We start from the raw sequence: 13878 nt of genomic DNA, 5'->3' as shown, positions 1-13878 counted from the left end.
CTTTTCTTATTGGTGGGGATTGAGGATCAGCATCTGTTCCTCGGTGAAGTAATGCTCATCGCAGTTGTTGCCAGAACCACTGCGATCAACCACCAGGAAATCATCCCGCTTTTCGATCGTCAGCACCGGGTGGTGCCAGACGCCGCGATGGTAATTAACGCCCTGCCTGCCATTACTGCGGAAGGCTCGGACCAAGCCTGATACAGGTGCATCGCCAACGGGCGCGACCACGATCAGAAAGGGGTTGCCGAGCAGCGGGATGAAAGCCTGGCTGCCCAGCGGATGGCGTTCCAGCATGCGCACGGTCAGCGGCATGTCCTGCGCGTCGGCGCGGAAGATGCTGATGATCGCCTTGTCTTCAGGCTCGGCGGTTTCGACCGTGGCGAGCTTGTGAAAGCGCATGGTCGAGCCGTTGTTGATCATGAAGTGGTCGCTGCCGTCGGTTTCGATCACGTCTCCGAACTGGGCGAAGGCTTCTTTGGTCAAGGGCTCGATCATCAGGGTGCGCATGCGGTTATCTCTTCTATTGTTCGTTTTCTGAATAAGGTTCGGCTGTTGCTTACAGCTGCAGCAGGCGGAACAGGGCGATCTGGTTGATCTGCGTCAGGGCTTCCTTGAATTCGGCATCGGCATCGTTGTGGATGCGCTTTTCAAAGGCGGCGAGAATCTGGTGCCGGTTGCTGCCCTTCACTGCCATGATGAACGGGAACTGGAACTTGGCTTTGTAGGCATCATTCAGCTCGGTGAAGCGGGCGAACTCCTCGGCGGTGCACTGGTGAATGCCGGCGCCGGCCTGTTCGTTGGTGCTCGATTCTGTCAGCTCGCCCTGGATGGCTGCCTTGCCGGCCAGGTCCGGGTGAGCGTTGATCAGCGCCAGCTGGTCGGCGTGGTTGGCGCTGAGCAGGATGTCGCTCATGCGCTGGTGCAGCGCCTCGATCTCGTCCAGCTCGCCCAGTTGGCCCAGGTCGTAGGCTTTTTCGGCAACCCACGGCGAGTGCTCGTAGATGTCGGCGAAGGCCTTGACGAAGGTGTCACGGTCCAGGGCGGATGGTTTGAGGGTATTGAAGGCGGTCATCAGGCGTTCTCTTTCTTGTACGGGTGGGTGGTGTGCCAGTGGCGGGCGATATCCACGCGACGGGCGAACCAGACCTGGTCATGACTTTTTGCGTAATCGACGAAGCGCTTGAGTGCTGCCAGGCGCGCCGGGCGACCGACCAGGCGGCAGTGCAGGCCGATGGAAAGCATTTTCGGTGCGTCGGCGCCTTCGGCGTACAGCACATCAAAGGCATCTTTCAGGTACTGGAAGAACTGCTCGCCGCAGTTGAAGCCCTGTACCTGGGTGAAGCGCATGTCGTTGGTGTCCAGGGTGTAGGGGATCACCAGGTGCGGCTTGCCAGTGGGGTTGTTTGGCTCCCAGTAGGGCAGGTCGTCGTCGTAGGTGTCGCTGTCATAGAGGAAACCACCTTCCTCCATCACCAGGCGGCGGGTGTTCGGGCCGGTTCGGCCGGTGTACCAGCCCAGCGGGCGTTCGCCAGTGAGTTCGGTGAGGATACGGATGGCTTCGAGCATGTGCTCGCGCTCCTGGGCCTCGTCCATGTTCTGGTAGTCGATCCAGCGGTAGCCGTGGCTGCAGATCTCGTGGCCGGCTTCGACCATGGCGCGGATCACGTCGGGGTGGCGCTGGGCGGCCATGGCCACGGCGAAGATGGTGAGTGGTACGCCGCTGTCCTTGAACAGCTTCAGTAGGCGCCATACACCGGCACGGCTGCCGTATTCATACAGCGACTCCATGCTCATGTTGCGCTGGCCCTGCAGTGGTTGGGCAGCGACCATCTCGGACAGGAAGGCTTCGGATTCCTTGTCACCGTGCAGGATGTTGCGTTCGCCACCTTCCTCGTAGTTGAGGACGAAAGACAGCGCGATGCGGGCGTTGCCCGGCCATTGCGGGTGAGGAGGGTTGTTGCCGTAACCGATCAGGTCGCGAGGGTAATCAGCGCTCACTGCAGTCTTCCTTCTTGTGCGTTAGTGCGGGGGGGTGGGCGGGCCGCGTCGGTATGTCGCACCACCGGATGGGCTGATTGTATACAACTTCTGAAATCTTTTGTAAGCCTGTTTTTCCGCATTTCTTCCCTTTTGTCGCCTGACAGCGACTTGGAAATACAGTGCAAGAAACCTGCCTGATTGGTCAGCTAATAAAGTTGGCATCGTTATGGTGCGCGTATTTGCGACCGATGGGTCGTTTATGGGCATCAAAGGGAGGGTGCGACAGGGGAGATCAAAAAATTGTGTACAATTCATGGGTGGAATGTCTTAATAACGTCATTCCCGCCTGCCGCAGGCGCTAAGCTGGTGCGATGGCTGAGTATTTTTTGCCCACAGATTGAACAAGAGGCGACACGCAATGGGACGTTTGACCACACACGTACTGGATGCCGCGCATGGCTGCCCGGGTAGCTCGATCAAGGTCGAGCTGTACCGCGTCGAAGGCCAGCAGCTGGAGCTGGTGAACACCGCCCTGACCAATAGCGATGGCCGCGTCGATGCGCCGCTGTTGCAGGGGGACGATTACCGCACTGGCGTTTACCAGTTGCAGTTCAGCGCTGGGGATTACTACCGCGCCCGTGGCGTGCAACTGCCGGCCCAGGCGTTTCTGGATGTTGTTGTGCTGCGCTTTGGCATCGACGAGTCGCAGGAGCATTACCACGTGCCGCTGCTGATTTCGCCGTACAGCTATTCGACCTATCGTGGAAGCTAGTTGGTCGCTAGAAGAATCTTCGTAGGTCCTTTGGCCCGCTCTCACACTGGCGGGCTTTTTTTCGTCTGCTGTTTTTTGCGTTGCCTGTGCCGGCCTCTTCGCGGGTGAACCCGCTCCTACGGCGGGCTGTGTCCAACTGTCCGCCACCGTGGTAGGAGCGGGTTTACCCGCGAATACGGTGGCGGCAGCAACGGTGAACGGCGGGTGGGGATTGGCAGGCAGGGCCGGCCTCTTCGCGGGTGAACCCGCTCCTACGACGGGCTGTGTCCAACTGTCCACCACCGTGGTAGGAGCGGGTTTACCCGCGAATACGGTGGCGGCAGCAACGGTGAACGGCGGGTGGAGATTGGCAGGCAGGGCCGGCCCTTTCGCGGGTGAACCCGCTCCTACAGCGGGCTGTGTCCAACTGTCCACCACCGTGGTAGGAGCGGGTTTACCCGCGAATACGGTGGCGGCGGCAACGGTGAACGGCGGGTGGAGATTGGCCAGCAGGGCCGGCCTCTTCGCGGGTGAGCCCGCTCCTACGACGGGCTGTGTCCAACTGTCCGTTGTAGGAGCGGGTTTACCCGCGAATACGGTGGCGGCAGCAACGGTGAACGGCGGGTGGAGATTGGCCAGCAGGGCCGGCCTCTTCGCGGGTAAACCCGCTCCTACGGGCGACCGCGAAGGCCTTTCAAATGTTGAGCAAGGGCGCCATATCGCGGCGTACCAACAAGGCGGTCGCGCGCGTCCCTCGCGGGCATTGATGGCCCGAAACAAGCATAGGAGCGACGCGATGCGCCGCGGGGCGGCGCTCGGTCGAAAACACTGGAAATCTAAAGCCAGGCACCCTTGATCAGAGGAACACGAACTTGGCGATGAAGATCGCGCACAGCACCCACAGGCTGGCAGAGATTTCCTTGTACTTGCCTGTACCCGCCTTCAAGGCCACATAGCTGATGAAGCCCAGGGCAATACCATCGGCGACCGAGAACGTCAGCGGCATCATGATCACCGTGACGATCGCCGGAATGCTGTCGGTGGCCTCATCCCAATGGATGTGCGCCATGCTACCCATCATCAGCATTGCAACGTAGATCAGTGCACCTGCTGTCGCATAGGCAGGAATCATCCCGGCCAGCGGCGCGAAGAACATCGCGGCGATGAACAGCAGGCCTACCACCACAGCCGTCAGGCCAGTTCGGCCACCTGCGGCAACCCCCGCGGCACTCTCCACATAGCTGGTCACCGGCGGTACACCTACCACCGCACCGAACACACTCGAGGCACTGTCAGCCTTCAACGCCTTCGACAGGTTCTCGATACGCCCGTCCGGCGCCACCAGGTTGGCCCGTTGCGCGACGCCCATCAGGGTGCCGGCAGTGTCGAACATGTGCACGAAGAGGAACGCCAGCACCACGCTGATCATGCTGACGTTGAACACGCCAGCCACGTCCATGGCCATCCAGGTGGGCGCCAGGCTCGGCGGCATCGATATCACCCCGCCAAACTTGACCAGGCCCAGGCCCCAGCCTGCGACGGTGACACCGATGATGCTGATCAGGATCGCACCGAAGACCCGCTTGTAGCTGAGGATGGCGATCAGCAGGAAGCACACGGCTGCCAGCAGTGGCCCCGGTTCATGCAGCGAGCCCAGCTTGATCAGGGTGGCAGGGCTGTCGACGATGATGCCTGCGGTCTTAAGGCCGATCAGCCCGAGAAACAATCCGACGCCGGCCCCCATGGCATGGCGCAGGCTGACCGGGATGCTGTTGAGCAGCCATTCGCGCACTTTCGACAAGGTCAGGAACATGAACAGCACGCCCGAGACGAATACCGCCCCCAGCGCCGTTTCCCAGTTGTAGCCCATGGTGCCGACAACGGTGTAGGTAAAGAAGGCATTGAGCCCCATGCCTGGCGCCAGGCCTACCGGCCAGTTGGCGTACAGGCCCATCAGCAGGCAGCCCAGCGCGGCGGCGATGCAGGTGGCGACGAAAGCGGCACCATGGTCGATGCCGGCGTCGGCCATGATGTTGGGGTTGACGAAGATGATGTAGGCCATGGTGATGAAGGTGGTCACCCCGGCGATCATTTCGGTTCTGACGGTGCTGCCGTGTTGCTTGAGTTTGAAAATCCGCTCCAGCCAGCTCGTTTCGAGCGGTGGGGCGAGATCCAGCGTAGGGGCTTCGGATTTGCGGCTTTCCACAGCGGGTACTCCTCAAGTCTTTCTTGTTGTTATGGAGCCAGTTTCCTGCGCAATGCACTTGGCGGCTCCGCGAGGGAAGGCAGACGTCTGACCGTTTGTTGACTCAAGGGTCAAGAAGTTGCTCGATGGATTATGCTTTTGTGTACAAATAATGCAAATAATGTTTTATGTTTTGTATGCGCAATGCGTCGTACAACGGCTATATAGGTAAAACGCCCCCTGCGGAATCGCCTCAGCCTGTGTACAATGGCGCCATACTTTCTCTTCGTGCCTCGAGAGCCCATGAACGAACAGCTGCAACCTCTGAAAAAACCTGCACGAGTCGGCAAGGCCGGCCGCAGCGGTACCCAGGACGACATCGTCTACGCGCATATTTTCGAGGCCATCCTCGAGCAGCGTCTGGCTCCGGGCACCAAGTTGAGCGAGGAAGCGCTGGGCGAGATCTTTGGCGTCAGCCGCACCATCATCCGCCGCGCCTTGTCGCGCCTGGCCCACGAAAGCGTGGTGTTGCTGCGGCCCAACCGCGGCGCGGTGGTGGCCAGCCCGACCGTGGAAGAGGCGCGCCAGGTGTTCTTCTCGCGGCGCATGGTCGAACGCGCCATCACCGAGCTGGCGGTGCAGCATGCTACCCTCGACCAGCTCAACGAGCTGCGGCAGATGGTGCGTGAGGAGCGCGACAGCTTCTCGCGCGGTGACCGGGGTGCCGGCATCCGCCTTTCCGGTGAGTTCCACCTCAAGCTGGCCGAAGCGGCGGGCAATGCACCGCTGGTAAGTTTCCAGCGCAGCCTGGTCTCGCAGACTTCGCTGATCATTGCCCAGTACGAAAGCGGCAACCGCTCGCACTGCTCTTACGATGAGCACATGCAGCTTATCGATGCCATCGAGGCGCGCGATGCCGAGCAGGCCGTGAGCCTGATGATGCATCACATGGACCACATCGACAGCAAGCTGAACCTGGACGAGGAGAGCGCCTCGGACGATTTGCATGCGGTGTTCTCGCACCTGTTGAAAAAGCCGAAGGTTTCCATCAAGGGTTGATCGTTTGCCGGTGTGATCGAGGGGCTGCAAGGCAGCCCCCAGGCACTACTGGCCATAACCCAAAGGTCTGCTAAATTCTTGTGAGCAAACCTTCATCAAGCAGTTGGGCTTGCGCATTCGTTGCGTTCAACTTCTTGAGGAACGGATTCATGAGCATGTCCCTGGGTAAACGCATGGGGGCCGAACTGATCGGCACCTTCTGGCTGGTCCTTGGTGGCTGTGGCAGTGCGGTACTCGCAGCCAGTTCCCCTCTCGGCATCGGTGTACTCGGTGTCGCCTTCGCCTTCGGCCTCACTGTACTGACCATGGCTTTCGCGATTGGCCATATCTCTGGTTGCCATCTAAACCCTGCCGTGTCGTTCGGGCTGGTGGTAGGCGGGCGCTTCCCGGCCAAAGAGCTGCTGCCTTATGTGATCGCTCAGGTCATCGGTGCCATCCTGGCGGCCGGGGTGATCTACCTCATCGCCAGCGGCAAGGCCGGTTTCGAGCTGTCTTCGGGGTTGGCTTCAAACGGCTACGCCGACCACTCGCCCGGTGGCTACACGCTGGGCGCCGGCTTCATCAGTGAAGTGGTGATGACCGCCATGTTCCTGGTGGTGATCATGGGGGCGACCGACGCCCGCGCACCGGCCGGTTTTGCACCCATCGCCATCGGCCTGGCCCTTACCCTGATCCACCTGATCTCGATCCCGATCACCAATACCTCGGTCAACCCCGCGCGTAGCACGGGGCCGGCCTTGTTCGTCGGGGGCTGGGCCCTGCAGCAGCTGTGGCTGTTCTGGGTGGCGCCGCTGATCGGGGCTGCAATCGGCGGCGCGCTGTATCGGGGTTTGGCGAAAGAACCTTAGCGCTGGTGCACGCAGCGCCCGGCGGCGTAGGTTTCACGCACGGTACGGTCATCGCCCAGGGTGGTGAGCACGAACAAGGTTTCTTCGATGCTGTTGGACTGCTGGATGCGGTAGTCCAGCAGTGGCGTGGCCTTGTAGTCCAGCACCACGAAGTCGGCATCGTTGCCCGGGCGCAGGCTGCCGATACGGTCGTCCAGGCGTAGCGCGCGAGCGCCGCCGAGGGTGGCCAGGTACAGCGATTTGTACGGGTGCAGGCGCGCGCCTTGCAGCTGCATCACCTTGTATGCCTCGTTCAGGGTGTTAAGCAGAGAGAAGCTGGTGCCGGCGCCAACGTCGGTGCCCAGGCCCACGTTGACCTTGAACCGCTCGGCCTGGGGCAGGTTGAACAGGCCGCTGCCGAGGAACAGGTTGGAGGTGGGGCAGAAGGCCACGGCCGAGCCGGTTTCGGCCAGGCGTTGGCACTCTTCGTCGCACAGGTGCACGCCGTGGGCAAACACTGAGCGTTCGCCCAGCAGCTCGAAGTGATCGTAGACGTCCAGATAACCCTTCTGCTCGGGGAACAGCGACTTGACCCAGTCGATTTCCTTGAGGTTTTCCGACAGGTGCGTGTGCATGTACACGCCCGGGTGCTCCTTGAGCAATTGGCCGGCCAGGGTCAATTGTTCCGGCGTACTGGTTGGGGCGAAGCGCGGGGTCACGGCATAGTGCAGGCGGCCTTTGCCGTGCCAGCGCTCGATCAGTGCCTTGCTTTCGGCATAGCCGGACTCGGCGGTGTCGGTCAGGTAGTCTGGGGCATTGCGGTCCATCATCACTTTGCCGGCGATCAGGCGCAGGTCCAGGCGCTCGGCTTCTTCGAACAGGGCGTTGACCGACTCCGGGTGCACGCTGCCGAATACCAGCGCAGTGGTGGTGCCGTTACGCAGCAGTTCCTTGAGGAAGATCTTCGCCACCTGGTCGGCGTGATCTTTGTCGGCGAACTGCTTTTCGCAGGGGAAGGTGTAGGTGTTGAGCCAGTCCAGCAACTGCTCGCCGTAGGAACCGATCATGCCGGTCTGCGGGAAGTGGATGTGGGTATCGATGAAGCCCGGGGTGATCAGCGCGTCCTGATAGTGCTCGACCGGGATGCCGGCATCCAGCGTCGGCAGCAGTTCACTGGCGTGCCCAACGGCGCTGATGCGGCCATCGTCGACCACCAGCAGGCCGTCTTCGTAGTATTCATGGGAAGCCTCCAGGCCCACCTCGGCCGGGTCGGCAATGCTGTGCAGGATGGCGGCACGGTAGGCTTTGCGGGTAACGGTCATAACACACTCGTCAAATGGCTTGGCTGCGGCGGGAGGGCGGCAGCAATTGGGCAATGGGGCCGGCATTGGCGGCAGCGTCGTGCTGGCCGAAGCAGGCGTTGTAAGTGGCAATGATTTCACCGGCGATAGACACGGCGATCTCGATGGGCAGCTTGCCCTTGACCTCGGTCAGGCCCATAGGGCAGCGCATGCGTGCCATGACGGCCTCGTCGAAACCTCGCTCGCGCAGGCGGTGCTCGAACTTGACCCGTTTGGTCTTCGAGCCGATCAGGCCGAACCAGGTGAAATCGTTGCGCTTGAGAATGGCGGCGGTCAGTTCCAGATCGAGCTGGTGGTTGTGGGTCATGACGATGCAGTAGCTGCCGGGCGGCAGGTCCGCGACTTCGTCGACCGGTTCCTCACTGACGACCTTGGTCACCCCTTTGGGGATGAGTTCGGGGAATTCCTGTTCACGCGAGTCGATCCAGCGCACCCGGCAGGGGAGCGCGGCGAGCAAGGGTACCAGAGCCCTGCCGACATGGCCCGCGCCGAACACGGCGATCTGTGCCTGCACAGCGGCCATCGGCTCGAACAGCAGCACGGTGGCGCCGCCGCAACACTGGCCCAGGCTGGCGCCGAGGCTGAAGCGCTCCAGGTGCGGGGTGGTGCGCTGCTCTTCGAGCATTTGCCGGGCGATGTGCAAGGCCTTGTATTCGAGGTGCCCGCCGCCGATGGTGTCGAACAGGCCGCTGGCGCTGACCACCATCTTTGAGCCGGCATTGCGCGGTGTCGAGCCGCGTTCCTCGATGATGGTCACCAGCACGCAGGCTTCGCCACGTGACTGGTGGTCGGCGAGGGCGTTGATCCATTGGTGCATGATGCAACCTCTCTAAGCCATGCTGCCGACCCTGGTAGGAGCGGGTTTACCCGCGAATGTAGCGATGAAGCTGATATCGCATTCGCGGGTAAACCCGCTCCTACCAGGGCCTTGCGTTGTCAGGGGGTGATGGTTTCCAGTTCCCGTTCGCGCGACTGTGTTTCAGCCACTGCCTTGCGCATCTGCTCGCAGCCCCACAGCACCCGCTCCGGCGTAGCTGGTGCATCCACCTGCGGCTGCACGCGGTAATCAGCCAGGCTGGCCACGGCATCCTTGATTGCACACCAGGCAGCAATGCCGAGCATGAACGGGGGCTCGCCCACGGCCTTGGAGTGGAATACGGTGTCTTCCGGGTTCTTGCGGTTCTCCACCAGCTTCACCCGCAAGTCCAGTGGCATGTCGGCCACGGCCGGGATCTTGTAGCTGGCCGGGCCGTTGGTCATCAGCTTGCCTTTGGCGTTCCACACCAGCTCTTCGGTAGTCAGCCAGCCCATGCCCTGGATGAAACCGCCCTCTACCTGGCCGATGTCGATCGCAGGGTTCAGCGAATCGCCCACGTCGTGCAGGATGTCGGCGCGCAACATCTTGTATTCGCCGGTCAGCGTATCGACGATCACTTCCACGCAGGCAGCGCCAAAGGCGAAGTAGTAGAACGGCCGGCCGCGGGCCTGGCTGCGGTCGTAGAAGATCTTCGGTGTGCGGTAGAACCCGGTGCTGGACAGCGACACCTGAGCGAAGTAAGCCTGCTGCACCAGTTGCTCGAAGCTGACGATCTGGTCGCGCACGCGCACATGGCCGTTACGGAACTCGACGTCTTCCTCGGTCACCTGATAGTGCCGTGCGGCAAACTCGGTCAGGCGGCGCTTGAGGATTTCAGCCGCGTTCTGCGCCGCCTTGCCGTTAAGGTCGGCGCCGCTGGAAGCAGCCGTAGGCGAGGTGTTAGGCACCTTGTCGGTGTTGGTGGCGGTGATCTGAATGCGGCTGAAATCCACCTGGAAGATCTGCGCCACCACCTGGGCCACCTTGGTGTTCAGGCCCTGGCCCATCTCGGTGCCGCCGTGGTTCAGGTGGATGCTGCCGTCTGTATAGATGTGGATCAGCGCACCGGCCTGGTTGAGGAAGGTGGCGGTGAACGAAATGCCGAACTTGACAGGTGTCAGCGCCAGGCCTTTTTTCAGGATCGGGCTGTTGGCGTTGAAGCGGCGGATCGACTCGCGGCGTTCGGCGTAGTCGCTGCTGGCTTCCAGTTCGGCGGTCATCTCCTCGAGCATGTTGTGCTCGACGGTCTGGTAGTAGTGGGTGACGTTGCGTTCGGTCTTGCCGTAATAGTTGGCCTTGCGCACGGCCAGCGGGTCACGGCCCAGATGACGGGCGATATGGTCCATCACCTGCTCGATGGCGACCATGCCCTGTGGGCCGCCAAAGCCGCGGTAGGCGGTGTTGGAGGCGGTGTTGGTCTTGCAGCGGTGGCCGTGGACGGTGGCATCGCCCAGGTAGTAAGCGTTGTCGGAGTGGAACATGGCGCGGTCGACGATCGAGCCGGACAGGTCGGGCGAATAGCCGCAGTTGCCGGCCAGGTCGAAATTGATGCCGTGCAGCCGGCCGTTGTCGTCGAAGCCCACGTCATACTCGACGTAGAACGGGTGGCGCTTGCCGGTCATGGTCATGTCTTCGACCCGCGGCAGGCGCATCTTGGTTGGCTGGCCGGTCAGGCGCGCAACTACCGCGCACAGGCATGCCGGGCTGGCGGCCTGGGTTTCCTTGCCGCCAAAACCACCACCCATGCGGCGCATGTCCAGCACCACCTTGTTCATCGGTACGTCGAGCACTTCGGCGACCAGTTTCTGCACTTCGGTGGGGTTCTGCGTGGAGCAGTAGACGATCATGCCGCCGTCTTCGGTAGGCATTACCGAAGAAATCTGCGTTTCCAGGTAAAAGTGCTCCTGGCCGCCGATGTGCAGGGTGCCCTGAATGCGATGCGGGGCGCTGGCCAGGGCGGCAGCCGAATCGCCGCGCTGGTGGGTGTGGCTATCGAGCACGAAGTGCTTCTTGCGCAGCGCCTCGACCACGTCCAGCACCGGTTCCAGGTCTTCGTACTCGACGATGGCGGCCATGGCCGCTTTACGTGCGGTTTCAAGATCGCGGGCAGCGACAGCGAGCACCGGCTGGCCGAAGAACTCGACCTTGTCGATGGCCAGCAGCGGGTCGCCGGCCACCACCGGGCCGATGTCCTTCAGGCCGGGGATGTCTTCGTGGGTGATGGCAATGCGCACGCCCTCGAAGGCGTAGCACGGCGTGGTATCGATGCGCAGGATACGCGCATGGGCGCGGTCGGCGGTGCGGGCATAGACGTGCAACTGGTTGGGGAATTCCAGGCGGTCGTCGATGTACACCGCCTCGCCGGATACATGCTTGTCGGCGCTGTCGTGCTTGACGCTGCGGCCCACCCCGGTGGTCAGGTCCTGGCTGAACAGTTCGGCCATCTCGGCCTGGCTTTTGGCTACGTGATGGTTAGACATAAGCGGTCACCCGGGTTTCGATGTGCGGTGTTTGCTGTTCGATGAAATACTTGCGCAGCAGGTTCTGCGCGGTCAGCAGGCGGTATTCCTTGCTGGCGCGGAAGTCGCTTAGCGGGGTGAAGTCCTCGGCCATTGCCTGGCAGGCGCGCTCGATGGCAGCCTGGTCCCATGGCTTGCCACGTAGCGCCGCCTCACAGGCGCGGGCGCGTTTGGGGATCGCCGCCATGCCGCCGAAGGCGATGCGTACCCCGCTGACTACGCCGTCTTCGATGCTGAGGTTGAACGCCCCGCACACGGCGGAGATGTCATCGTCCAGGCGCTTGGACACTTTATAGGCGCGGAACGCCCAGTCGCTGGTGGCGCGCGGCACAATGATCTTCTCGATGAACTCGCTGTCCTGTCGGGCGGTGATGCGGTAATCGATGAAGTAGTCTTCCAGTGGCATCACCCGCTGACGCTCGCCCTGGCGCAGAACGACCTGCGCATCCAGCGCGATCAGCAAGGGTGGCGAGTCGCCAATCGGCGAGGCGTTGCCGATGTTGCCGCCGAGGGTGCCCTGGTTGCGGATCTGCAGCGAGGCGAAGCGGTGAAGCAGTGCCCCGAAGTCAGGGTACTCTTCGTTCAGCGCGGTGTAGCAGTCAGTCAGCGGCGTGGCGGCGCCGATTTCCAGGTGGCTGGCGGTTTTCTCGATGCGCTTGAGCTCCGCCACATGGCCGACGTAGATCATCACTGGCAGGGTCTTGTGGAACTGGGTGACTTCCAGCGCCAGGTCGGTCCCCCCCGCGAGCAGGCGCGCTTCAGGGTGCGAGCTGTACAGGTCGGCCAGGTCGGAGACGGTCAGCGGCACCAGGCAGCGCTTGTCGCCGCTGTTCAGCTCGCCGGTCTGGGTCGGGGCAATGGCCTTGAGGCGGCTGATGGTTTGCGCCTGCTGGCTATCGAACTGGTCGCGGCAGGGCTGGCGGCAGCTCTGCTCGGCAGCGTCGAGGATCGGTCGGTAACCGGTGCAGCGGCACAGGTTGCCAGCCAGGGCTTCCTGGGCCTGGTGCAGGTCGGGGCCGCTGCTGTTCTTTTGCAGGGCAAACAGTGACATGACGAAGCCGGGCGTGCAGAAGCCGCATTGCGATCCGTGGCAGTCTGCCATCGCTTGTTGAACGCTGTGCAGTTGGCCCTGTTGTTTGAGACCCTCGACGCTGATCAGTTGCTTGCCGTGCAGCGACGACACAAAGGTCAGGCACGAATTGAGGCTGCGGTAGCGCAGGCTGTCGTTGCCTTGGTCGTCCTGGCTCAGTTCGCCGACCACCACGGTGCACGCACCGCAGTCTCCACTGGCGCAGCCCTCCTTGGTGCCGGTTTTGCCCAGGTGCTCGCGCAGGTACTGCAGCACCGTCATGTTTGGGTCCAGGGCGTGCTCACTACGCAGCTCCTGGTTGACGAGAAACTGGATCACGGGGATGGCCTCGCAATGGTTTTATTGTTGTTGGGCGGACTCTAAGCAAGACCTGTCTAGCAGGTCAATATTTTTCTGACCCAAAGGTCAAGAAAATGCACATGTCCATGCCCAGCCGAACACACTGCCTCTATTCCAAGCATAGATCGCGCCGGGCGCGTGGCTGTCTGACAGGTCAAATAAACCACCTGGCCCCTCTGCGCGACTACCGCCCAAGTACGCTACAATTCGCCCCTTGTGCCCAGTTCAATGATTTTGAAGGAAAACCATGACGTTCAAGGCCCCGGACAGCCTCTCCGAGCAGATTGCCGATTACCTGGCCGAACGCATCATCCGCGGCGAGCTGGCACCAGGCGAACGTATCCAGGAGCAGAAGGTTACCCAGGCGCTCAACGTCAGCCGCGGCTCGGTGCGCGAGGCATTGCTGATCCTCGAACGCCGCCATCTGGTGGCGATCCTGCCGCGCCGGGGCGCCCATGTGACGCAGCTGGACGAGCGCAGCGTTCGCAGCCTGTGCTCACTGATGGGCGAGTTCTACATCCTGCTGGGCAATGCGGTTGCGCAAAAATGGCGCACCGAAGCCGACCTGCGCCCGTTTCTGGAGATCCAGCAGCGGCTGCAGCGTGCCCATGACCAGCTCGACATCAAGACCTTCGTCGCCGACAGTTTTGCGGTCATGCGTGCGGCCTATCCATTCGCCGACAACCCGTTCCTGCAGGAAACCGTGGAAAACCTGCAGCCGGCCATGAGCCGTGCCTATTACCTGTCGCTGGACCAGCGCCAGGCCAACATGAGCGACTATCTCGACCTGTTCGCCCGCCTGCTCGAAGCCGTGGTCTCGCGTGACCTGCCACGCATTCGCGAGGTGCTCACCGCCTATGGCCAGCGCAGCTGCGAACTGGTGCTGGCGGCACTGGCCAGAGGCTGAC

Annotated in this window: 12 protein-coding genes; 4 read left to right on the top strand and 8 right to left on the bottom strand. The window is 62.1% G+C overall.

What is annotated here, in order from left to right:
- Window positions 1-6: 6 nt before the first annotated feature.
- From ACF8RA_RS13350 to puuE, 3 genes are read right to left on the bottom strand one after another with little or no spacing between them, the layout of a single operon-like run.
- Window positions 7-510: an ureidoglycolate lyase gene (locus ACF8RA_RS13350; protein WP_003254333.1), complete on the bottom strand. Its 504-nt coding sequence runs from the start codon at window positions 508-510 to the stop codon at window positions 7-9.
- Between the two features lie 49 nt (window positions 511-559).
- The gene (gene uraD / locus ACF8RA_RS13345) at window positions 560-1075 is read right to left on the bottom strand and encodes a 2-oxo-4-hydroxy-4-carboxy-5-ureidoimidazoline decarboxylase (RefSeq protein WP_176685150.1); all 516 of its coding nucleotides are present in this window, start codon (window positions 1073-1075) and stop codon (window positions 560-562) included.
- Window positions 1075-2001, bottom strand: a complete 927-nt coding sequence (gene puuE / locus ACF8RA_RS13340; RefSeq protein WP_176685151.1) for an allantoinase PuuE — start codon at window positions 1999-2001, stop codon at window positions 1075-1077. The genes uraD and puuE overlap by 1 nt, the downstream gene beginning before the upstream one ends.
- Window positions 2002-2401: 400 nt before the next feature.
- On the opposite strand from puuE, the gene uraH reads away from it, so the two are divergent.
- Entirely contained in the window at window positions 2402-2755 is a 354-nt protein-coding gene (gene uraH, locus ACF8RA_RS13335; protein WP_003254328.1) for a hydroxyisourate hydrolase, read from the top strand.
- An 835-nt stretch (window positions 2756-3590) separates the two neighbouring features.
- Here the strand turns inward: uraH and ACF8RA_RS13330 are convergent.
- The gene (locus ACF8RA_RS13330; protein WP_392519235.1) at window positions 3591-4940 is read right to left on the bottom strand and encodes an NCS2 family permease; all 1350 of its coding nucleotides are present in this window, start codon (window positions 4938-4940) and stop codon (window positions 3591-3593) included.
- A 282-nt stretch (window positions 4941-5222) separates the two neighbouring features.
- Here ACF8RA_RS13330 and ACF8RA_RS13325 point away from each other — a divergent pair, with 282 nt between their 5' ends.
- Together ACF8RA_RS13325 and aqpZ are read left to right on the top strand one after the other, a co-directional pair.
- Entirely contained in the window at window positions 5223-5978 is a 756-nt protein-coding gene (locus ACF8RA_RS13325) for a GntR family transcriptional regulator (protein WP_392461885.1), read from the top strand.
- A 149-nt stretch (window positions 5979-6127) separates the two neighbouring features.
- Window positions 6128-6826 carry an aquaporin Z gene (aqpZ, locus tag ACF8RA_RS13320; protein ID WP_176685153.1) on the top strand — a complete coding sequence of 233 codons (699 nt, stop codon included), beginning with the start codon at window positions 6128-6130 and terminating at the stop codon, window positions 6824-6826.
- Here aqpZ and guaD read toward each other — a convergent pair.
- The 4 genes from guaD to xdhA all read right to left on the bottom strand — a co-directional run bounded on the left by guaD (window position 6823) and on the right by xdhA (window position 12949).
- Complete coding sequence (guaD, locus tag ACF8RA_RS13315; protein ID WP_176685154.1) at window positions 6823-8127, bottom strand: guanine deaminase; 1305 nt, start codon at window positions 8125-8127, stop codon at window positions 6823-6825. The genes aqpZ and guaD overlap by 4 nt on opposite strands.
- Window positions 8128-8137: 10 nt before the next feature.
- Complete coding sequence (gene xdhC, locus ACF8RA_RS13310) at window positions 8138-8983, bottom strand: xanthine dehydrogenase accessory protein XdhC (protein WP_021783021.1); 846 nt, start codon at window positions 8981-8983, stop codon at window positions 8138-8140.
- Between the two features lie 119 nt (window positions 8984-9102).
- Complete coding sequence (gene xdhB / locus ACF8RA_RS13305) at window positions 9103-11502, bottom strand: xanthine dehydrogenase molybdopterin binding subunit (protein ID WP_392461883.1); 2400 nt, start codon at window positions 11500-11502, stop codon at window positions 9103-9105.
- Window positions 11495-12949 (bottom strand): xanthine dehydrogenase small subunit, encoded by a 1455-nt coding sequence (gene xdhA, locus ACF8RA_RS13300; protein WP_392461881.1) that lies wholly within the window; start codon window positions 12947-12949, stop codon window positions 11495-11497. Before xdhA ends, xdhB begins: the two co-directional genes overlap by 8 nt.
- 268 nt (window positions 12950-13217) lie before the next feature.
- Between xdhA and ACF8RA_RS13295 the strand changes: the two genes are divergently transcribed.
- Entirely contained in the window at window positions 13218-13877 is a 660-nt protein-coding gene (locus tag ACF8RA_RS13295; protein WP_176685158.1) for a GntR family transcriptional regulator, read from the top strand.
- The last annotated feature ends 1 nt before the right edge of the window (window position 13878 follow it).

Origin of the sequence: Pseudomonas sp. FYR_5, assembly GCF_043106315.1 — a bacterium.
GTDB classification, from domain to species: Bacteria; Pseudomonadota; Gammaproteobacteria; order Pseudomonadales; family Pseudomonadaceae; genus Aquipseudomonas; species Aquipseudomonas putida_Y.
Note: the sequence above shows the minus strand (reverse complement) of the source record. Positions and strands in the feature narration are given on the sequence as shown.

What these genes read in the sequence shown, in the direction of transcription:
- uraH (WP_003254328.1), top strand. Translation starts at nt 2,402, where the DNA reads ATGGGACGTTTGACCACACACGTACTGGATGCCGCGCATGGCTGCCCG.
- ACF8RA_RS13325 (WP_392461885.1), top strand. Translation starts at nt 5,223, where the DNA reads ATGAACGAACAGCTGCAACCTCTGAAAAAACCTGCACGAGTCGGCAAG.
- uraD (WP_176685150.1), bottom strand. Translation starts at nt 1,075, where the DNA reads ATGACCGCCTTCAATACCCTCAAACCATCCGCCCTGGACCGTGACACC.
- aqpZ (WP_176685153.1), top strand. Translation starts at nt 6,128, where the DNA reads ATGAGCATGTCCCTGGGTAAACGCATGGGGGCCGAACTGATCGGCACC.
- guaD (WP_176685154.1), bottom strand. Translation starts at nt 8,127, where the DNA reads ATGACCGTTACCCGCAAAGCCTACCGTGCCGCCATCCTGCACAGCATT.
- ACF8RA_RS13350 (WP_003254333.1), bottom strand. Translation starts at nt 510, where the DNA reads ATGCGCACCCTGATGATCGAGCCCTTGACCAAAGAAGCCTTCGCCCAG.
- xdhC (WP_021783021.1), bottom strand. Translation starts at nt 8,983, where the DNA reads ATGCACCAATGGATCAACGCCCTCGCCGACCACCAGTCACGTGGCGAA.
- xdhB (WP_392461883.1), bottom strand. Translation starts at nt 11,502, where the DNA reads ATGTCTAACCATCACGTAGCCAAAAGCCAGGCCGAGATGGCCGAACTG.
- ACF8RA_RS13295 (WP_176685158.1), top strand. Translation starts at nt 13,218, where the DNA reads ATGACGTTCAAGGCCCCGGACAGCCTCTCCGAGCAGATTGCCGATTAC.